The 18,544-nt window shown below is 61.1% G+C and carries 17 protein-coding genes and 1 CRISPR repeat array; of the genes, 9 read left to right on the top strand and 8 right to left on the bottom strand.

Annotated elements, in window-relative coordinates; genetic code table 11:
• Window positions 1-526: 526 nt before the first annotated feature.
• A complete protein-coding gene (locus AAFF19_RS08195; protein WP_008903298.1) occupies window positions 527-1,606 on the bottom strand; it encodes an IS630 family transposase in 1,080 nt (359 codons plus the stop codon).
• 281 nt (window positions 1,607-1,887) lie between these two features.
• On the opposite strand from AAFF19_RS08195, the gene cas3 reads away from it, so the two are divergent.
• The 8 genes from cas3 to cas2e are packed head-to-tail and all read left to right on the top strand — an operon-like array spanning window position 1,888 to window position 10,189.
• On the top strand, window positions 1,888-4,530 hold the full coding sequence (cas3, locus tag AAFF19_RS08200) for a CRISPR-associated helicase Cas3' (RefSeq protein WP_034692854.1): 2,643 nt from the start codon (window positions 1,888-1,890) through the stop codon (window positions 4,528-4,530).
• 23 nt (window positions 4,531-4,553) lie between these two features.
• The gene (gene casA, locus AAFF19_RS08205) at window positions 4,554-6,050 is read left to right on the top strand and encodes a type I-E CRISPR-associated protein Cse1/CasA (RefSeq protein WP_008903300.1); all 1,497 of its coding nucleotides are present in this window, start codon (window positions 4,554-4,556) and stop codon (window positions 6,048-6,050) included.
• A gap of 3 nt (window positions 6,051-6,053) precedes the next feature.
• Window positions 6,054-6,590, top strand: coding sequence for a type I-E CRISPR-associated protein Cse2/CasB (gene casB / locus AAFF19_RS08210; protein ID WP_342721664.1), 537 nt, complete (start codon window positions 6,054-6,056; stop codon window positions 6,588-6,590).
• Entirely contained in the window at window positions 6,587-7,231 is a 645-nt protein-coding gene (gene cas6e, locus AAFF19_RS08215; protein ID WP_008903303.1) for a type I-E CRISPR-associated protein Cas6/Cse3/CasE, read from the top strand. Before casB ends, cas6e begins: the two co-directional genes overlap by 4 nt.
• A gap of 29 nt (window positions 7,232-7,260) precedes the next feature.
• A complete protein-coding gene (gene cas7e, locus AAFF19_RS08220; RefSeq protein WP_342721665.1) occupies window positions 7,261-8,307 on the top strand; it encodes a type I-E CRISPR-associated protein Cas7/Cse4/CasC in 1,047 nt (348 codons plus the stop codon).
• An 8-nt stretch (window positions 8,308-8,315) separates the two neighbouring features.
• Window positions 8,316-9,044 (top strand): type I-E CRISPR-associated protein Cas5/CasD, encoded by a 729-nt coding sequence (cas5e, locus tag AAFF19_RS08225; protein ID WP_008903305.1) that lies wholly within the window; start codon window positions 8,316-8,318, stop codon window positions 9,042-9,044.
• Between the two features lie 4 nt (window positions 9,045-9,048).
• Window positions 9,049-9,924 (top strand): type I-E CRISPR-associated endonuclease Cas1e, encoded by an 876-nt coding sequence (gene cas1e / locus AAFF19_RS08230; protein ID WP_008903306.1) that lies wholly within the window; start codon window positions 9,049-9,051, stop codon window positions 9,922-9,924.
• Window positions 9,925-9,949: 25 nt separating this feature from the next.
• Window positions 9,950-10,189 carry a type I-E CRISPR-associated endoribonuclease Cas2e gene (cas2e, locus tag AAFF19_RS08235; RefSeq protein ID WP_034692855.1) on the top strand — a complete coding sequence of 80 codons (240 nt, stop codon included), beginning with the start codon at window positions 9,950-9,952 and terminating at the stop codon, window positions 10,187-10,189.
• 47 nt (window positions 10,190-10,236) lie between these two features.
• Window positions 10,237-12,155: a CRISPR direct-repeat array (repeat unit 28 nt; unit sequence GTCTTCCCCACGCCCGTGGGGGTGTTTC).
• Between the two features lie 56 nt (window positions 12,156-12,211).
• Here cas2e and AAFF19_RS08240 read toward each other — a convergent pair.
• The 4 genes from AAFF19_RS08240 to AAFF19_RS08255 all read right to left on the bottom strand — a co-directional run bounded on the left by AAFF19_RS08240 (window position 12,212) and on the right by AAFF19_RS08255 (window position 14,519).
• Complete coding sequence (locus tag AAFF19_RS08240; RefSeq protein ID WP_342721666.1) at window positions 12,212-12,616, bottom strand: hypothetical protein; 405 nt, start codon at window positions 12,614-12,616, stop codon at window positions 12,212-12,214.
• Between the two features lie 46 nt (window positions 12,617-12,662).
• Window positions 12,663-13,040 (bottom strand): hypothetical protein, encoded by a 378-nt coding sequence (locus tag AAFF19_RS08245; protein ID WP_342721667.1) that lies wholly within the window; start codon window positions 13,038-13,040, stop codon window positions 12,663-12,665.
• Between the two features lie 128 nt (window positions 13,041-13,168).
• Complete coding sequence (locus AAFF19_RS08250; RefSeq protein ID WP_342721668.1) at window positions 13,169-13,498, bottom strand: hypothetical protein; 330 nt, start codon at window positions 13,496-13,498, stop codon at window positions 13,169-13,171.
• Window positions 13,482-14,519 carry a PRTRC system protein D gene (locus AAFF19_RS08255; RefSeq protein WP_342721669.1) on the bottom strand — a complete coding sequence of 346 codons (1,038 nt, stop codon included), beginning with the start codon at window positions 14,517-14,519 and terminating at the stop codon, window positions 13,482-13,484. Before AAFF19_RS08255 ends, AAFF19_RS08250 begins: the two co-directional genes overlap by 17 nt.
• 1,491 nt (window positions 14,520-16,010) lie before the next feature.
• Here AAFF19_RS08255 and AAFF19_RS08260 point away from each other — a divergent pair.
• A complete protein-coding gene (locus AAFF19_RS08260; RefSeq protein ID WP_342721670.1) occupies window positions 16,011-17,276 on the top strand; it encodes an integrase domain-containing protein in 1,266 nt (421 codons plus the stop codon).
• Here AAFF19_RS08260 and AAFF19_RS08265 read toward each other — a convergent pair.
• The 3 genes from AAFF19_RS08265 to AAFF19_RS08275 form a co-directional block, all read right to left on the bottom strand.
• Entirely contained in the window at window positions 17,221-17,439 is a 219-nt protein-coding gene (locus tag AAFF19_RS08265; RefSeq protein ID WP_342721841.1) for a DUF3141 domain-containing protein, read from the bottom strand. The genes AAFF19_RS08260 and AAFF19_RS08265 overlap by 56 nt on opposite strands.
• Before the next feature lie 164 nt (window positions 17,440-17,603).
• Complete coding sequence (locus AAFF19_RS08270; RefSeq protein WP_008905336.1) at window positions 17,604-18,254, bottom strand: isoprenylcysteine carboxylmethyltransferase family protein; 651 nt, start codon at window positions 18,252-18,254, stop codon at window positions 17,604-17,606.
• Complete coding sequence (locus AAFF19_RS08275; RefSeq protein WP_008905335.1) at window positions 18,251-18,535, bottom strand: DUF2933 domain-containing protein; 285 nt, start codon at window positions 18,533-18,535, stop codon at window positions 18,251-18,253. Before AAFF19_RS08275 ends, AAFF19_RS08270 begins: the two co-directional genes overlap by 4 nt.
• Window positions 18,536-18,544 lie beyond the last annotated feature (9 nt).

The raw sequence follows: 18,544 nt of genomic DNA on the forward strand, positions 1-18,544 counted from the left end.
TTTGTGCGGCTATTCGCGGGTTCGACCCGTCCATCATTGCCAAGCTAAGGTTTGGCGCTCCCTTGGAGCGGCTGTATTCCCACTGCCACCGCTCTTTCGCTTCAGTTGGCTTTCTTCTCGCGCTGCGCGCAGGGTTTTAGCCGTGCCTATGCCCAGGTGAAAAGGGCCGCTGCACGCGCGACGCGTGTGGGCGATGGGGTCTTTGGATTAACGATGGAAACGATTGGTGGCAGTGCACAAGGCATGTTGCTGGATGTGCCTGAAGTGGCGCAAGTGTTAGGGTTTTCGGTTCATCAAACCAGACGGTTTTTGGCTGATCCTCCGGCAGGCTTCCCAGCTCCGCTGCGTGTGGGTGCAAGAATTTTCGTAAAACGACCGCTTTTGGCCGCGTGGGTCGCACGGGATGATTTCGCGAGTGGTCCCGCCGCACCTTCTTCGATGCGTTTGGAGTCAGAGCATGCACGTCGTCCTCGGGGGCGACCCAAGAAAAGGCAGGTGCTCTAGTGTGGCGTCTCAGAAATAAGTGTCAAATAATCTCACCAGCAGCGCGAGCGACAGAGGCCAGGATGGTGTCGGCGCTTTTGCGCCACACGAACGGCTTGGGGTCCTCGTTGTGACGGTCGATGTATGCCTGGATGGCTTGCTCCAGCTGAGCGACACTGGTGTGGGCGCTGCGCTTGATCCACTGCTCGCTGAGCTGGCTGAAGAAGCGCTCGACCAGATTGAGCCAGGACGCGGAAGTTGGCGTGAAGTGAACGTGATAGCGGGGATGGGCTGCTAGCCACGCCCGCACGGCCTGCGTCTTGTGCGTGCCGTAGTTGTCCATGATCAGGTGGATGTTTTGGTCGCCCGGCACCTGTGCATCAATGGCTTTGAGGAACTGCAGGAATTCTAGGCTGCGGTGACGGCGCTTGAGCTGTTCGATGACTTTGCCAGTGGCCACATCCAGCGCTGCGAACAGCGACGTTGTGCCGTGACGCTTGTAGTCGTGCGTGCGCGTGCTGGGTTTGCCAAACGTCAGTGGCAACCCTGGCTGGGTGCGATCCAGGGCCTGGATCTGGCTCTTCTCGTCCACGCACAGCACCAAGGCGCGATCAGGTGGTGCCATATACAGCCCCACCACATCGCGCACCTTGTCCATGAAATGAGGATCAGTGGACAGCTTGAAGGTCTCCTGCAAATGCGGCTTCAGACCAAACGCATGCCAGATGCGTTGCACCGTCGCCGGTGATACGCCCGCCTCTCGGCTCATCTGGCGCACGCTCCAGTGCGTGGCGTTGGTAGGCCTGCTGTGACGAACCTTGTCCACGATGTGCTGAACCCGCTCATCTCCCACACTGCGGGGGCGGCCCGTGCGCGGTGCATCGGTCAAACCCGCCAGGCGGTACGCCTGGTAGCGCCGCCGCCACTTGGAGACGGTTTGCACCGTCGTTCCCAAGCGCTGGGCAATCACAGTGCCCGACTCTCCATCCGCGCAGCCCAGCACAATTCGCATGCGCAGCTTCTCGTCTGCTGGCGCCTTGCGTACGCGCAAGCGCGCCTGGAGCTCTTGGCGCTCGGCATCGGTGATCTGCAGCTTCGTGGCGGGGCGTCCAGTGTGGGCCATCGGCGTAGTCTCCTCCAAGGAAACTCCTGGGATCAACACTCGTCGAAATAATTCCAATTACTTCTGAGACGCCACACTAGGGTAGGGCCGAACTACTCCTTTGCGAATCAACCCTTTACATGCCCCCCCCCCCGACTAAACTGCACGTAAGTTCTTACAGATGCCGTTTTGACTCTGAACAGGTGCTTATTCAATCAATCGCCACTGCCGCCAATAGCTTTTTCAGAGTCCAAGCATCTAGTTTCTGAAAAGTAGAGCTCGAACCTTGCGTTGTCAAATCCATGCTGCACAGAAGCTCTCGGACTCAAATATCAACACGTGACCAAGGTTCCGGCGCCGGTTCGATCAGTTTTACCAGTTGCCCTGCAAAGACCTTTCAAACCTCGGATGGCAGCACCACACCGGGGCGTAGCGTGCCCGAGCACTGCCACATCGTCGGGGCCGTCGCACATTGTCTGATTGCGCTCTACCCGCCAGCGTTGCAAAGTGCTCTTTTCCCACCTGATGCAGCCTTTGCCGCAGCCTGCCACGACATTGGCAAGGTCAGCCCCAGCTTTGTGGAAAAGCTGCGCCGCCACTGCACCAGCGGCGCGGAACACATTCCCCAACAAGCGATTGCGCCAGAACTTGAAAAGCAATGGGGTGGCCATGCGGGCGTGAGCCAGGCAGCGGCCAAAGCACTGGGCGCACCAGCGTGGATTCCTGAAATCGTCGGGCAGCATCACGGGTTTTCGCCCCAGTTGGGCGGCAAGCACGCCGATGCCGAGGTGTTTGGCGGCAGTGCCTGGCAGGCGCAACGCGCTGCGCTGGTGCAAGAACTCCAGCAGCGCCTGGGCATGAAATGGCCCCACATTGCCAGTGCAGCGCAGGCGCGCTTGGTGGCGGGCCTGACCAGCGTGGCCGACTGGATAGGCTCGGGGCGCCACTTTGAAGACCCAACCCAGCCTTGGCAGGGCCTGATCGACACCGCCTTGCGCGAAGCCGGATGGATGGCCCCCAGCTACCGGCCAGGGCTGGGGTTTGCCGATGTCTTCGGCTTTGCCCCCCGCGCCGCGCAGCAGCAGTTTCTAGAGGCTGCACAGCGCCCGGGCGTTTATGTGCTGGAGGCGCCCATGGGCCTGGGCAAAACCGAAGCCGCGCTGTATGCGGCCTACCAAATGCTCGATGGTGGGCAGGCCAGCGGCATTTACTTTGCCCTGCCTACGCAACTGACCTCCAACAAAATCCACGAGCGCTTTAACGCATTTTTAAGCCGCATCCTTGCGCCTGAGTGCCCGCACCGCAGCGCCTTGCTGCTGCACGGCAAAGCCTGGCTGCAACAAACGGACATGGGGGAAGAAGGCCGCCCCGGCGGCGCGTGGTTTCACCAGGCCAAACGCGGTCTGCTGGCACCGTTTGCCGTGGGCACCATTGACCAGGCCTTGATGGCGGCCATGAACGTCAAGCACGGCTTTGTGCGCGCCTTTGGCCTGGCGGGCAAAGTGGTGATCTTGGACGAAGTGCATACCTACGACGCCTACACCGGCACCTTGCTCGATGCCTTGGTGGCCTTGCTGCGCAGCCTGCACTGCACCGTCATCATCTTGAGCGCTACCCTCAGCCAAGAGCGGCGATCGCACCTGCTGCAAGCACCCTTGCACAGCCAGGCTTATCCGTTGATCACCGCCCTACAAAACACAGCCGATGTACCCACAGTGCAGGAATACCCCGTGGCGCCGCCACCGTCCACCCAGGTTGAGGTACGACTGCTGGACGACGAGGCCTGCGCACTCCAGGAAGCCCTCGACCGCGCGGCACAAGGCCAGCAGGTGCTGTGGATAGAAAACACCGTTGATGCCGCCCAGCAGCGCTACCTTGACCTCGCCGCCCGTGCGCAAGAGCTGGGTATAGCCTGCGGCCTGCTGCACTCACGCTTTACCGCCTCGGATCGGCAAAACATTGAAGACCGATGGGTGAACCTGTTTGGCAAACCGGGCTGGCCGCAGCGCGCAGCGCAGGGGCGCATTCTGGTGGGCACGCAGGTGCTGGAGCAATCGCTGGACATCGATGCCGACTTTCTCGTCACTGCCTTTGCTCCCACCGATATGCTGCTGCAGCGCCTGGGGCGGCTGTGGCGGCACTTTGAGACCCCGCGCGCCAGCACGGCAACGTGTAGCGCGTGGCTGCTGGCCCCGGCCTTGGAGCCCGCCGTGGCCCAGCCCCTGCAAGCCTTTGGTGCGAGTGCGTTTGTTTATGCACCCTACGTGCTGTGCCGCAGCTTGCAGGTGTGGCAAACACTGCAACACATCGCTTTGCCCGGCGATATTCGCCCGCTGATTGAAGCCACCTACGCCAGCCGTGACGAAGAAGGCGCCATGGCCCGCTGGCTGCATGAGCTGGAGCATGGCACGCCGCGCACCCCGGGCAGGCCCGAGCGCAAAGGCCGTCAAGCCCTGCGCCAACTCGCCCGCGTTGGCGTGGCGCAAGACGGCAAAACCTTGCCCGATGTGGACGCGCAAACCCGCTACAGCGACAGCGAAAGCCACGAAGTGCTGCTGCTGCGCCGCGTGGACTACGACAGCACTAGCCACACCACCCACCTGACCTTGCTCGACGGCAGCACCTTGGCCCTGCCCACCCAGCGCCACCGCCTCGACAAACAGGCGTGGAAAGCCCTCACGGCGCAACTCATGCAGCAGCAGGTGCCCGTGCGCGCCGCCGACGCGCCGCTGCCACTGGCGCGCAGCCAGTGGCAAAAGCTGGGCTTAGGTCACTGCTTTTATTTGGGGGACGACACCTGGCCAGACGATGTAAGCGTCTTGCGCCTGTGCCTGGTGGATGATGCAAGCCAACTGCAGGGCCTGCATGGCGCTACGGTGCATGAGCGCCACCGCCTGGAATACCGCACCGACCTGGGGTATCGCCGGGTCAAAAACGACACCTGAAGTAGAGAAGGAGCACAGACACGATGGAGCGACGATTCAACCTGATTGATGAACCCTGGCTACCCATCGTGGATGTCGGGCGGGTGAGTTTGCGGCAGGTTTTCAGCGAACCCTCTTACCGCGCGCTGGGCGGCAACCCGGTACAAAAAATCGCCTTGATGAAGCTGCTGCTGGCCATTGCCCAGGCCGCCTGCACGCCCGAGGACGAAGCGCAGTGGCAGGCCCTGGGCGCGGCAGGATTGGCACAGCGCTGCCTGGCCTATCTGGAGCAATGGCACGAGCGGTTTTTTCTGTGTGGCGACCAGCCGTTTTTGCAGATGCCAGCGATTGCAGGGGCGCAAAAGCAAAGTTACGGTGCCGTGCAGCCGGAAATATCGACCGGCAACACCACCGTGCTGAACCACAGCCAAGTGAGCCGCCCACCCAGCGACGCCGACAAAGCCCTGCTGCTGGTCGTTTTGATGGGCTTTGCCTTGGGTGGCAAGAAAACGGACAACAGCATCACCCTCACCCCTGGCTACCCAGGGAAAAGCAACGACAAAGGCAAGCCCTCGACCGGCAAACCTGGCCCTGCCGTTGCCCACATGGGGCTGTTGCACAGCTTTCTTTTGAGCAACGACCTGTGGCACAGCCTGTGGCTCAACCTCTTGAGCCAGGAACAAATTGCCGCTGCCAAGGTGTTTCCCGCTGGCGTGGGCACCGCGCCTTGGGAAGTGATGCCCACGGGCGAAGCCTGCACCACCGCCCAGCAGTTACAGCAATCGCTCATGGGGCGGCTGGTGCCGCTGTGCCGCTTTTGCTTGCTTCAAAGCGATGGCCTGCATTATTCCGAAGGGCTGGCACATGCCGACTACAACGGCGGCATGGCCGACCCCACCGCCACGGTGGACCACGCTAGCAAAAAAGCCCGCGCCCTGTGGGCCAACCCAGAAAAGCGCCCATGGCGCGAACTCACGGCCTTGCTGGGCCTGTTTGCACAGCAAAAAAGCCGAGGCTTCCAATGCTGGCAAATCGATGTGGGCTTGCAGCGCACCAGCATCGCCAGCCCAAGCTTTGCCGTGTGGTCGGGCGGCTTGCGCGTCAGCAGCAATGCGGGCGAGCAATACGCCTCGGGCAGCGACGATTTTGTGGAGTCGCAAGTCTGGTTGCACAGCAGCATGTTGGGGGACATCTGGTTTGCCCAATTGCAGGCCGAAATGAACTCATTGGACGACCTGGCCAAGGCCGTGTACGGCTGCGTCATGGGCTATTTCAAGGCGCAATTGGTCGATGGCAAAAAAATGGCCGAACAAGCCAGCCACCATTTCTGGCAATTGTGCGAACGCGACTTCCAAACCCTGCTGGAGCACTGCGAAAGCGGCGAAGCACACGCCGCCATGCGCCGGCGCTTGCGTCTGGGCTTTGCCGGGTATGCCCAGCAAGCCTTTGACCGCCACTGCCCCCAAGACACCGCACGCCAGCTCGACGCCTGGGCACAGCACCGCCCCAAGCTCGGCAAATACTTGAAACAGGAGGATTGAACTGTGCCGCCACCCACCCCCCCCACCAGCAGCCGCGAAGCGCGCTTTGTGGCCTCGGTGCTGCAACGCACCCAGCAGGACAAAGGCCTGGCCGCGCGCCTGCGCCGTGCCGACAACCCCGCCACCGAATATCAAAGCTGGGAGTTTCTGGCCGACTGGGGCATCAACCTGGAGGACGAAGCCCAGCGCCTGCCCTTTACGCTTGTCGCAGCTGCCATGGCCAAAGCCAAGGCGGCGCACAACGGCAACCTGAAACTGGGCCAGGCCATGGCCGCCTGCTACAGCGACGGTGCCAAAAGCGACCAGGCCAAAGCCAAACTGCGCCGCGTTTTGGCCTGCGACGACGTGCCAGAGCTGTGCCGCATCCTGCGCCCCGTGCTGGCGCTGATTGACAGCCGCGTCCCCCAGCCGCTGGACTACATCCGCTTGCTGCAACAACTGCACCGCTTTGCCTGGGATGCGCAAAAAATCAAAAGCCAGTGGGCGCAAGAGTTCTATGGCCGCACCGTGGAAGATGCCCCCGCTGAGGAGGCTGCATGAACCTGACTGCCAGTGTTTTGCAGCTTGACCGCACCGCCGTGCAGGCGCTGCGCGTGACCGACGCCTACTCCCTGCACCGCGTGGTGTACAGCCTGTTTGACGATGTGCGCAGCGACGCTGAAAAAGCCGCCAGCCACGCCAGCGGCATCCTCTACGCCGACCAAGGGGGCGACTTTCAGCACCGCACGATCTTACTGCTCTCTGATAGGCCACCAGCACCACACATTGATGGCCGGTACGGCACGGTGCGCAGCCGCCCCATTGCCGAAGACTTTTTGGCGCACCCGCGCTACCGCTTCAAAGTCATCGTCAACCCCACCCGGCGCGACAGCGCCAGCGGCAAGTTGCTGCCAGTGAAAGGCCGCGAGGCTGTGGCGCAATGGTTTTTGCAGCGCGGCGCGCAAAGCTGGGGCTTTGAAGCCAGCCCCGAGCACCTGCAAATCGACAAGCTGCAAGTGCTGCAATTCAAAGACAAGGCGCAGCGCCCCGTCACCCTGGCCCAAGCCCATGTGCAAGGGCAGCTCATCGTTACCGACCGCGCGCAGTTTCAGCACAGCTTCAGCCACGGCATAGGCCGGGGCCGGGCTTTTGGCTGCGGCCTGCTGCAAATCGTCCCTTTTGTTGACCACCCCTTTGCCTGAATCTTGGCCTGAACCCGGAGACATTGACCATGCCCCACGCTTACCAAAACACCCGCATCGAGTTCCACATCCTGCAATCCTTCCCCGTCACCTGCCTGAACCGCGACGACGTGGGTGCGCCCAAAACTGCCGTGGTCGGCGGCGTGACCCGCGCACGCGTCAGCTCGCAATGCTGGAAGCGCCAGGTGCGCCTGGCCATGCCCGGGTTTGGCGTGAAGCTGGCCACGCGCACCAAGCAGGCCGCCAGCCTCTTTGCCAAGGCCTGCCAGCAAGCTGGTGCCACAGAAAGCCAGGCCCAGGAGTGCGGCACAAAACTGGCAGAACTTATCGTGGACGACACCTTGCTGTTCATCAGCGACAGCGAAGCCAGCGCCTTTGCCGCCTATGCGCAAGACAACGGCTTTGACGCCAGCAAATTCAAAGACAAAGAGCTGGCCAAAATCGCCAAAAAAGCCCTCAACCCTGCGCTGGACGCCCTGGACATTGCCCTGTTTGGCCGCATGGTGGCCAAAGCCGCCGACATGAACGTCGAAGCCGCCGCCTCTTTTGCCCACGCCATCTCCACGCACCGCGTGAGCAACGAAGTGGAATTTTTCACGGCGCTGGACGACCTGCAGGAGGAACCCGGCTCGGCCCACATGGGCAGCTTGGAATTCAACTCGGCCACCTACTACCGCTATGTGAGCCTGGATTTGGGCCAACTGGCGCACAGCCTGGGCATTGCAGACAGCGGCAACACCGACGACCTGAAAAAAGCCATTGCCGCCTTTACCCAGGCGCTGTTTGTCGCCGTGCCCAATGCGCGCCAAACCACCCAGTCGGGCGCATCGCTCTGGGAATTTGCGCGCGTGCTGGTACGCCAAGGCCAGCGCTTGCAAGTGCCGTTTGAAAAGCCCGTCAAGGCCAGCGGCGAAGGCTTTTTGCAGCCCAGCGTGCAAGAGCTGAAAGCCTATCTGGACAAAAAGGAAAAACTCAGCGGCTCGCTGTTTGGCAAGCTGGCTGCCTACGACTGGGGCGAGGACGACCACTTCAGCATCGATGCGCTGATTGCCGCCCTGCAAAGCCATGTGCAGTGAGGCAAGGCATGGCCAACCCTTATCTGTTGCTCTGGCTGGAGGCGCCCTTGCAGGCCTGGGGGCACGACTCCAAGTTTGGGCGCCGCGATAGCCTGGACTTTCCTACCAAATCGGGCGTGCTGGGCCTGCTGTGCTGCGCGCGCGGTGCCCGTGGCCTGCAAACCGAGTGGCTGGCCGCATGGGCCGACCTGGACATGCACACCGTGGCCTATGTGCCGCGCAATGCCCAAGGCCAGCCCTTGCCCCGCCTGCCGCTGCTGCGCGACTTTCAAATGGTGGGCAGCGGCTACGACGACCAAGACCCGTGGCAAACCCTGCTCATCCCGAAAAAAAGCGATGGCGGCAAAGCTGTGGGTGGCGGCACCAAAATGACCTACCGCTACTACCTGCAAGACATGGCCTATGCCGTGGCGCTGCAAGCCCCTGCGGCACTGGCCCCAGAAGCCGCCGCCGCCCTGCAAGCGCCGGTGTGGGACTTGTACCTGGGGCGTAAAAACTGCGTGCCCACCGAGTTCATCTACCAGGGCCTGTTCGACAGTGCCGATGCCGCCTTGCAAGCAGGCGCAGCCTTGGCGCAGGCCAAGGAACGCGCTTTTGCCCTGCGCATCTTGCAAGGCGAGCACGAGGGCGAGGTGCTCACCCTCAACGACGTGCCGCTGCAACTGGGCACACACAAAACCTACCGCGACCGGCGCGTCAGTGTGCAGCGCTGGGATGCCAGCGCGCAGGAGCCGTAACGCCATGGCCACCGGACAGCGCCTGCTGGTGAAAATCACCCGCGAATCCTTGCCACAGGTGAAAGACAAATACCCCTTCATCTACCTGGAGCGCGGGCGGCTGGAGGTGGACGACAGCAGCGTGAAATGGATTGATGCCGACAACCACGTCGTTCCCCTGCCGGTAGCCACCCTCAATGCCCTGCTGCTGGGGCCGGGCACCACCATCACGCACGAGGCCGTCAAGGCGGCCACTGCTGCCAACTGCCCGGTGTGCTGGGTGGGCGAGGACAGCCTGCTGTTTTACGCCGCAGGTTTTTTGCCCACGGCAGACACCCGCAACCTGAAGCTTCAAATCACCTTGTCTGCCGACCCGGTGAAATCTGTGGAAGTAGCGCGGCGCATGTTTGCACGGCGCTTTCCAGATGCCGATCTGGCGGGCAAAACGCTGCCCGAAATGATGGGCATGGAAGGCAACCGGGTGCGCCGCCTGTACGAAGAAAAGGCACTGCACTACCAGGTCGGCTGGAAAGGCCGCAGCTTCACCCCCGGCAAATTTGAAGCCAGCGACCTGACCAACCAAATCCTCACGGCCACCAATGCCGCGCTGTACGGCATCTTGAGTTCTGCCCTGCACAGCATGGGCTATTCGCCGCACATCGGCTTTATCCACTCGGGCAGCCCGCTGCCGTTTGTGTACGACCTGGCCGATTTGTACAAGGAGGAGCTGTGCATTGACCTCGCCTTTGCCCTCACCCGCGATTTGGCGGGCCGCTACGACAAGCACAAAGTGGCGGCACGGTTCAGGCAGCGGGTGATCGACATGGACTTGCTGGCCAAGGTGGGCGAGGACGTGATTGCCATGCTGGGGACGGGCCGTGCTCATCGTTATCGCAAATGATCTGCCACCCGCCGTGCGCGGGCGCATGAAGCTGTGGTTCATTGAACCCAGGCCCAACGTGTTTGTCTCCGGCATCAAAGACTCGGTGGCCACCACGGTGGTGGAGTACCTTTACCAGCATTGCCCGCCAGAGTCTGGCGTGCTGCTGATCAAGTCTATTTCCCACGCCCCGGGATTTGAAATCCGCACCATTGGCCCGCCACGCAAGCCCACCATTCAGATTTCGGGATTGGAGCTGATCATCGAAACCCTTAAATCGGGTTAACACACTACCGGTAGTGTTTTCGGCGTTCCTAGACACTACCTGTCAGGGTCTTCCCCACGCCCGTGGGGGTGTTTCCGCCATCGCCCGCGAGCTGCTGGGCACACATCAGTCTTCCCCACGCCCGTGGGGGTGTTTCTCTCACGCCTTGCGTCCTCTCTCTGCGCTCCACGTCTTCCCCACGCCCGTGGGGGTGTTTCCCCACTCCGGGCGGCGATCCGGTGGATGTACAGGTCTTCCCCACGCCCGTGGGGGTGTTTCCATGCGGGCGGCCGCCTTGGCGGATTCGATGATGTCTTCCCCACGCCCGTGGGGGTGTTTCTAAGTTCATGGTCATACCTCGATGATCTCGATGGTCTTCCCCACGCCCGTGGGGGTGTTTCCTTCGGCGGCTCGCGGCAAGGTGTGATTGAAGCGTCTTCCCCACGCCCGTGGGGGTGTTTCCGTGCCCTTCTTTTCGCCGTAGGTGTGGCGTTCGTCTTCCCCACGCCCGTGGGGGTGTTTCGCCGGGTGGTGACGCAATCGCTACGCGGGAGGGTCTTCCCCACGCCCGTGGGGGTGTTTCCAGTCGGCAGTGCCTGCGCAGCAGCCCCACGGCGTCTTCCCCACGCCCGTGGGGGTGTTTCTACTCGGGTGACTTGTGCAGCCCCAGCTTTGCCGTCTTCCCCACGCCCGTGGGGGTGTTTCCGCGTCTGCGGTGTTCAGCGGCCTGCAGGGCAAGTCTTCCCCACGCCCGTGGGGGTGTTTCCGGGGGCGCTCACGAAGCCTACATGCGCGGCGGGTCTTCCCCACGCCCGTGGGGGTGTTTCTCTCCACCGATTCATCGCGCTCCGGGTACAGCTGTCTTCCCCACGCCCGTGGGGGTGTTTCCAGGGATGCCTTTGTCTGCCTCAGTCAGCAGCGGTCTTCCCCACGCCCGTGGGGGTGTTTCTAACTGTACGGAAGGGGTTTCCAATGGACACCGGTCTTCCCCACGCACGTGGGGGTGTTTCCATGCGGTTGATGACCTCGCCATCCAGCGCGTTGTCTTCCCCACGCACGTGGGGGTGTTTCCAAGGTGCCGCAGTCGTCCACCATGGACAACCTGTCTTCCCCACGCACGTGGGGGTGTTTCCCCCACCCCACACGGGCAAGTGCCCGAAGCGCTGTCTTCCCCACGCACGTGGGGGTGTTTCCTACGCGGGCGGCGTGTACCTGACGCAACGCCGGTCTTCCCCACGCACGTGGGGGTGTTTCCGCCGCCATCGCCCAAAAACTGGGCCGCACGGTGTCTTCCCCACGCACGTGGGGGTGTTTCCAAAAACCAGATTCACAACGGGCTGCAGCGCCTGTCTTCCCCACGCACGTGGGGGTGTTTCCGTGAGCTTCGAGCGCGACGGAACCGACTACGCGGTCTTCCCCACGCACGTGGGGGTGTTTCCACGCTGACCGGCTCTGACGCCACCGTGGCTCCGTCTTCCCCACGCACGTGGGGGTGTTTCCGCCCGCAGCGCGCAAAGCCTGCTGGAACAGCGGTCTTCCCCACGCACGTGGGGGTGTTTCTCCTTCTGTCTCAAACTTGTCGGCCAGCCGCAGGTCTTCCCCACGCACGTGGGGGTGTTTCTCCACCGTGGCCATCGTCGGCAAGTTTGCCGACGTCTTCCCCACGCACGTGGGGGTGTTTCCCACGTCCAAGCCCACCATGAAGCCATCCATGCGTCTTCCCCACGCACGTGGGGGTGTTTCTCAAGGACAAGACATGACAGACAACACACAACCGTCTTCCCCACGCACGTGGGGGTGTTTCCACCGAAGAAGGCCGGGCCGCGTATGTCACGCTGTCTTCCCCACGCACGTGGGGGTGTTTCTTCATGCCGCTTGTGGGACTTCCCGCACGAAATGTCTTCCCCACGCACGTGGGGGTGTTTCCTACTCCGACTGCGAACTTGAGCTGGAAGGCCTGTCTTGCCCACGCACGTGGGGGTGTTTCCACGGGCAAAAAGGGCTGGGTGGCAAAAGGATCGTCTTCCCCACATCTGGACCAATTTACCGCTTTGGAAAGACATCTTCAGCAATTGAGCGTATTCCGCTCCAGAAACACTTAGCCCGCAGCAGGTACAACCCCAGTTTGCCGGAAGGCACTGGCGTGTGGGCGAGCCCAGCCCGGCGGCAGTACCGTTCCACCCACCCTTGAATGCCGACATTGGATTTCATCGGGTCCACGCCCATGCCTTCCAGACACTCCAGTGTGGAGGTGAGGATCACGATCTTGCAGCCGATGTCAGCCAGGATCGGGAGCTCAGGTGTTGGGCACACCATTTCCAAGAGCAGCAACTCTTTATCCGATTCGTCGCTCATCGTTTTCTGGGGATAGATGTCCGTGTAGTTGAGTCGAAAGGCTCCGCGATGGCTCGTGGAGGGCGAGAGGGGAGAGGTGTTTGTGTTGTTCATGTCTTCAAGATCGCACACATTTTCGACCCGTCAACCCCCTTCGCGCTCACTGGGTAATTCCCAGATAAGCATCCAGTCCGCCCTCCCCAAACCGATCGAGGAGGCCCGCAATGTCATCGTCCTCCTGCAAATTCTGGGAGATTGCAACCTGTACTGGACTGGGGGAGGGGAAGGGTGCCGGAACGGGTTCCGCCAAGGGCGCGACCTCGACGGGTTGATTTTTCCCGGATTGGACAGCCGCTGCCTCCGCTTGCTCCCCCCCTTTCTCAAGGGTTTTCAGCCGCGCTAGCATGACCAAAACGGCCTTGTTCCATCGCTCCTTTGGGATGTTGTTGAACGCCTCCCAGAGAGCAGGGCACTCTTCGTAGTGAATTGAGATCCTGGTCCGGAACTCAATAGGGGTTTTTTTACTTTCGAGTTGCATAGATCCCCATCAATTCGAACATATCAAGCTTGTCATCAATCGGGTCCGAGCCACTAGCAGGCTGCTGAAATACTGGTTTGCCCATCGGCAGCCAAGAACATCGACCGCGTAAAACGGCCTACAAGCGATTATTTCGAACCCGGTAAGGGGTGAGGCACCCTCAAAGCCGTCATTTTTTGAGTTCTCCAGCAGTATTTCAGCAGCCTGCTAGGAACCGCGTGATTGCCGCTCGAAGAAGCCCGCCCTAACTCCTCGAAGGATTGCTGGCTTGCGTCAGCTATGACTGGGCCGCCATGCACGTCCATCGTCGCCAGTCGCGTCAGCATGACCATGACCGTGGTGGTACGGCGTTCCTCCGGGATTTTGTTGAAGACATCCCAAAGTTCTGGACACGCCTTATGGTGAATCGAAATCCGCGGTCGGAACTCGATCGGCGGGTTTTTACTTTCGCGTTGCATGGGACACCATCAATCCAAGAATGTGAAAACCCCGAACGTTGGCAAACACCGGGTCCGCTTCGATCTGCATCATGTGCTTGTACTTGGGCAGCATCCGCTCTAGCTCCTCATGGAGCAGCTTGCCGCCGCCGCCAGTTATCAGGATTTGGTCGATCACATCCAGGTTCGACACCGAGCCCAGCATCACGTTGATGCACTCCTGCAGGATTGCTCGCACGCCAGCCATGTGTGGTTCCAGATCCCAATCCTTGCCGGCAACCTTCACGCTCTTGGCCCCTGACCGGATCGCTTTGTCAACGCGGTCGATCATCAGCGGGTCGTTACGAAGTCCCGGTTTGATCTTGTCGCACACATGAAAAACGCAGGCCAGCATTCCTTTGGGATGCGCTCCACTGCGGTCATAGACCGGCTTGGGCCCGTTGCACAGAAACCAGTCGAACGTCCCGCCGCCCAGATCCAGCACCAGGGAGTTGCTGTCCTGCACGGTGATGTCCTTGTTCTTCTTGTTGTAGGCCACCAGCGCGCCTTGGGGTTGCATCACCACCGTTGCCTTCTTGACCTCGATCGTCCGCCCCGCCACTTCATGCTTGCCCTCTAACGACTCGCGCAAGCTCTTGTGAAAATCCTTGTGCGTGTTCAGAGGCAGGCCAGCCACCAGATGCTGAATCTCCACATGGGCGACTTCGCGCTGGTTTCCTACATGGTGGTTGGCGATGTAGTGCAGAGCGCCGAGGGTGAGCGCCCTGTATTCCTCACTCGAGCTGAACTTGTCCATCACCACCAGCGCATCCCTGCCGCTGCTGCGGAACTGGGCGTCCGGGCCCACAAAGTAGTTGTTCCCATTGACGTTGATGGTGACGCCATCGAGCTTGTCCACGCCCAAGGTGGAACCCTGTTCTTGAGTCACCCGTGCGGCGAGAGAGGGGAAACTGGTGCAGGCCTCAGGGCTCCCCCGTGTGAATTTGGTGGTTCGGTAGCCCACATCGATGGCGGCCACAGGCAAGGTCAAGGTCTTGGTCATTGAAGAATCTCGGGTTGTGATAGAGAGATTCTTGTGTCAGACGTCCAGATTTGAGCCCTGAATATCTACCCGATTCGGGCAGATACCACTGCTTCACCGGGTTTTTTTGGCCCGCAGAGGGCCTAGCAGGCTGCTGAAATACTGCTGGAGAACTCAAAAAATGACGGCTTTGAGGGTGCCTCACCCCTTACCGGGTTCGAAATAATCGCTTGTAGGCCGTTTTACGCGGTCGATGTTCTTGGCTGCCGATGGGCAAACCAGTATTTCAGCAGCCTGCTAGCTGCAACACCTATGGGCCACTAAGGTTTTGACAGCTGTCAAAAAGTTAATGGGCGGCCCGCAGAGCGCGCCGCAATGCCCTTTGTGGGCCAGTTAGGTTATGCAAATAATTAAAGACCTATTGCGTGGCCCATAGTGGGCGCAACAAGGCCCTCTACGGGCTAGATGCGGCGGCGACATTACGAAAGAGTGAGCTCTAGGCCCCGGTAAGGGCCGCGCTTGGCCAATTGCGGGCCTCAGACAATCCAGCGATACCTCTCGACCAGCAAAAAAGTTCGCAGATTCCCCTGTCGCTCCCCCATCCATCGCAACCTTTGGCGGTGAGTATCCAGAGAATTCAAGGCCCGAAACCACGCAACCCCTGCAAAATCCCGACCCGCCATACTCCACGTTTTAGAGCTGAGGAACAAAAGGAGAAGGTCAAAAAAAGTGTTTTGAATCAACACTACAGATTTGAAATCAGGGACGTGAAACGAACCGCGAATCAAAACTTCGATTCCAAAAACTTGCACAGACCAACAATTTCATTCTATACTCCACCCCGTCAAGCCCCTGGCTGACTGCTGCAACTTGCAGCCCCATCAAGGCCTCGCGCCACCAAAAAGCGGAACTCCCGCACCTCCAGTCTCTGGAACCCGGCTTCACGCCAACACAGCCAGCCGCAGCTCATGCGGACAGGCCTCACCCCTTGCGTCAGCGAAGGTGAGAAAACAGAAAGTCGCGCCAGAAATGGCATCCCCACCCGAGTAGTGCATCGCACGCCCGGGATTGCTGTTGGCCGTCCAGGTCAACATGGTTTCTTCAGCCGCGTACCGGCTTCTCGACCACACGACCCCTTGAGGGTGCGTGATGGGCCTGCTGCGCTCCTTTCTCCTTGTGCGGATTGGAGACCTTCAGGAATAGGCGAGAAGAACCGCGCACAGACCCGCACAGGGCTGTGTAGTTGGCAGCAAGTGGCGCCCCTAGACGGGCGCCTGGCTGATCCCCTTCAGATCAACCAACCTTCCCTGGCCCCCTTAGACCGGCCTTGGAACTCTGCACAGCAGAGGGCAGCGGACATGAACCCCCCGCGAGCAGGAAGACTTTCTAACAACCAGGTTCACCCCAAACCCCACCCCGATAACCACCGGGAGCAAAGACACCTGCCATCCACCCCAGCCATCAGGCGCGGGCAAGTGGGCAGACGTGTTTGCTCCCTGCATGGAGAAACCCATGAGCGCCTTGCCATCGTTAATTGAGAAAGTGCCATCCGTGGCCATTCCCCCAGTGGACCTGCTGGGGGATGCGCCTGTGCGCTCGAGAGCCGGGCGCAGCCCCGCCAATGGGCCACTGAGGGCGGTACGCACCATCCGTCCCCCCACGATGACCGAGGCGCGGGCGCAGGAAATGCAAACCGCCCAGCGCATCCTCAAGGACGCACTGCAGGCCCACCCTCACGATCTGTGGGGCCAGTTGGGATATTTCTTCGCCAACTTCCGCATCCCGGCAGCACGGGGCCGGGCGCGGTCGGCGTCCAACAAGACACAGGACAAGTATTTCGAAACCATGTCGGCGTTCTTCCAGACGCTCCAGCGCGACAACATCCGCCTGAGGAACCTCACCGAGGTCAACACCAAACACCTCGTGGCATGTGTGCGCGCGTGGGAAGACCAGGGCCTGAGCGCCAGCACCCTGGCCAATCGTTTCACCTGCTCGCGCCGGTTCATGCACTGGGTTGGAAAGGGTGGCGGCATCCCTGAGCTCAAGCAGATACTGAAAGACCCCAGTCGAGCGGTGCGCGAGTACAGCGCCACGGCTCCCAAGGATTGGGAAAACAACGGGCTGATACCCCAGGAGGTTTTTAAGGCCATAGAGCAGCACTGCGCCGTGACGGCCATGCACCTTAGGCTGCAAGACGCCTTCGGACTTCGAGCCACGGAAGCCATCTGCCTTAAACCCCGGGAATCCGACATGGGAGAACTCCTGCTGGTCAACCGTGGGACCAAGGGGGGGCGGGGCAGGGCTGTCCCCATCAAGACCGAGATGCAGCGCGAAGTCCTGGAAGCAGCCAAAGCCATGGCCAGCAACCGGACGGGACTGCTAGGACGCTACGGCCACAACTTGCCAAAAGCCCAGGCGCACTACTACTACATCCTTGGCGTACATGGCATCACCCGCAAGGCCTCGGGTGTCACGGGGCACGGGCTGCGGCATGGCTACGTGGGGGCCCGGTATGAGGAACTCACCGGGTTCAAGCCCCCCGTGACGGGAGGCGCCAGGCCGGACGCGGAAACCGACCTCGCCGCCCGCCGCGCCCTGTCCCTGGAAACAGGCCACACCCGCCCGGAAATCACCACCGCCTACACCGGCAGCGTGGCCCACATGCAAACCGCCAGTCGCCGGCGCCTGGAAGGCCTGCTTTCGCGTCTGGGCAGTGATTGCTTCAGGACCCCCTCCCCCCTCGACAAAGCGCCGCAACACATACAGTACGTCGGCTAGAGTCTGATTCGGACATTGACAGCAGAAAAAACACGACCAAATAGGTTTCGTGGGGTTCATGCAGGGACATGCCCACTTCGGAGTCGTGCTTGAAGCCGCCAGCCCCCGGGCCGTGTCCGGCACGGGGACCGACGATGACCGCCGCAGGCTTGCTGGCGTCCACGCAATCCAAGGCGTCGTCTTCTCGCAGAGGGTGATGGAAAGCAGCGCGTAGTTTGCCGGCCGCTCAAACAGCCCGGAATCGAGAATCATCCGCCGGCAGCATGCTACTCACGCCCTCGGCGCTCAGGTTGGACACCAACTTTGCGACTGCGACAGTGCTGGTCTTCATGTGGCAGCCCCTTTTTTACCGAAAAAGGGAATGAACCGCGGAGTGCGCGCTGCGTAGGCCTCATAGACCGCTCCGAAGCGCTTTCGCATCTCGGTTTCTTCCGTGACTGCCAGCCGTCCATACATCACCAGGAGGATCGGAAACATCGCCAGGGTGAGCAGCGTCGGCCATTGCAGCAGGAAACCCAGCAGGATCAGGACGAAAGCCACATACTGCGGATGGCGGAGGCGGGCATAGGGGCCCGTGGTCGCCAGCGTATCGTGGCGTTGCGCGTGATACAGCACATTCCATGCGGTGGACAACAGGTAGAAGCCGTAGCCCAGGAATACGTAGCTGGCAATATGAAGCGGGCCGAAATGAGCGTCGCCCTTTTCGCCAAGGAGGGTCGACCACAGGTGACCGGAGTTGTGCGAGAGCAGGTCGAGGCCGGGGTACCTTGTCTGTAGCCATCCGGACAAGACATAGAGCGTCAGAGGAAAACCGTACATCTCGACGAAGAGAGCCACGATGAACGCGGCGAAAGCGCCGAAAGTTCGCCAGTCGCGCGCGGTCTGTGGTTTGAAGAAACTGAACGCGAACATGAGAAAGATCGCCGAGTTCAGGACGACCAGTGTCCAGAGGCCGTAGGCCGACGTATCGTGGGTCATGGTTGCTCTCCCGTTGTGGAGGTTGGCCTTGCGGGGGTGGCTTTGGTGTCTTGATGACCCGCATGACCGCCACCGTGGGAATCGTGTCCGTTATGCATAAACACATGCATCAGGGGGCACGCGAGGAGCAGGAGCAGGGGCAGCGCGCCAATGAAGTGCGCACGGTGCTCACTGAGCAGGAAATATGCTGCGATGGCGCCCATCACAACGAGTCCGAGGACGTAGCGCGTGCGAAAAAAGTTAGGCGCTTGTGCCTTCGGTGGGGAATGGTGTTCAGTCATCTTTTTCTC

This window comes from Acidovorax sp. FHTAMBA, from assembly GCF_038958875.1.
Lineage (GTDB): Bacteria > Pseudomonadota > Gammaproteobacteria > Burkholderiales > Burkholderiaceae_C > Acidovorax.

Coding starts and splice junctions, on each gene's coding strand:
- AAFF19_RS08275 (WP_008905335.1), bottom strand. CDS start 18,535: ATGACTGAACACCATTCCCCACCGAAGGCACAAGCGCCTAACTTTTTT.
- AAFF19_RS08240 (WP_342721666.1), bottom strand. CDS start 12,616: ATGAACAACACAAACACCTCTCCCCTCTCGCCCTCCACGAGCCATCGC.
- AAFF19_RS08255 (WP_342721669.1), bottom strand. CDS start 14,519: ATGACCAAGACCTTGACCTTGCCTGTGGCCGCCATCGATGTGGGCTAC.
- AAFF19_RS08245 (WP_342721667.1), bottom strand. CDS start 13,040: ATGCAACTCGAAAGTAAAAAAACCCCTATTGAGTTCCGGACCAGGATC.
- AAFF19_RS08195 (WP_008903298.1), bottom strand. CDS start 1,606: ATGGCCCACACTGGACGCCCCGCCACGAAGCTGCAGATCACCGATGCC.
- cas3 (WP_034692854.1), top strand. CDS start 1,888: ATGCTGCACAGAAGCTCTCGGACTCAAATATCAACACGTGACCAAGGT.
- AAFF19_RS08250 (WP_342721668.1), bottom strand. CDS start 13,498: ATGCAACGCGAAAGTAAAAACCCGCCGATCGAGTTCCGACCGCGGATT.
- AAFF19_RS08270 (WP_008905336.1), bottom strand. CDS start 18,254: ATGACCCACGATACGTCGGCCTACGGCCTCTGGACACTGGTCGTCCTG.
- cas1e (WP_008903306.1), top strand. CDS start 9,049: ATGGCCACCGGACAGCGCCTGCTGGTGAAAATCACCCGCGAATCCTTG.
- cas2e (WP_034692855.1), top strand. CDS start 9,950: ATGAAGCTGTGGTTCATTGAACCCAGGCCCAACGTGTTTGTCTCCGGC.
- cas7e (WP_342721665.1), top strand. CDS start 7,261: ATGCCCCACGCTTACCAAAACACCCGCATCGAGTTCCACATCCTGCAA.
- cas5e (WP_008903305.1), top strand. CDS start 8,316: ATGGCCAACCCTTATCTGTTGCTCTGGCTGGAGGCGCCCTTGCAGGCC.
- AAFF19_RS08260 (WP_342721670.1), top strand. CDS start 16,011: ATGAGCGCCTTGCCATCGTTAATTGAGAAAGTGCCATCCGTGGCCATT.
- cas6e (WP_008903303.1), top strand. CDS start 6,587: ATGAACCTGACTGCCAGTGTTTTGCAGCTTGACCGCACCGCCGTGCAG.
- casA (WP_008903300.1), top strand. CDS start 4,554: ATGGAGCGACGATTCAACCTGATTGATGAACCCTGGCTACCCATCGTG.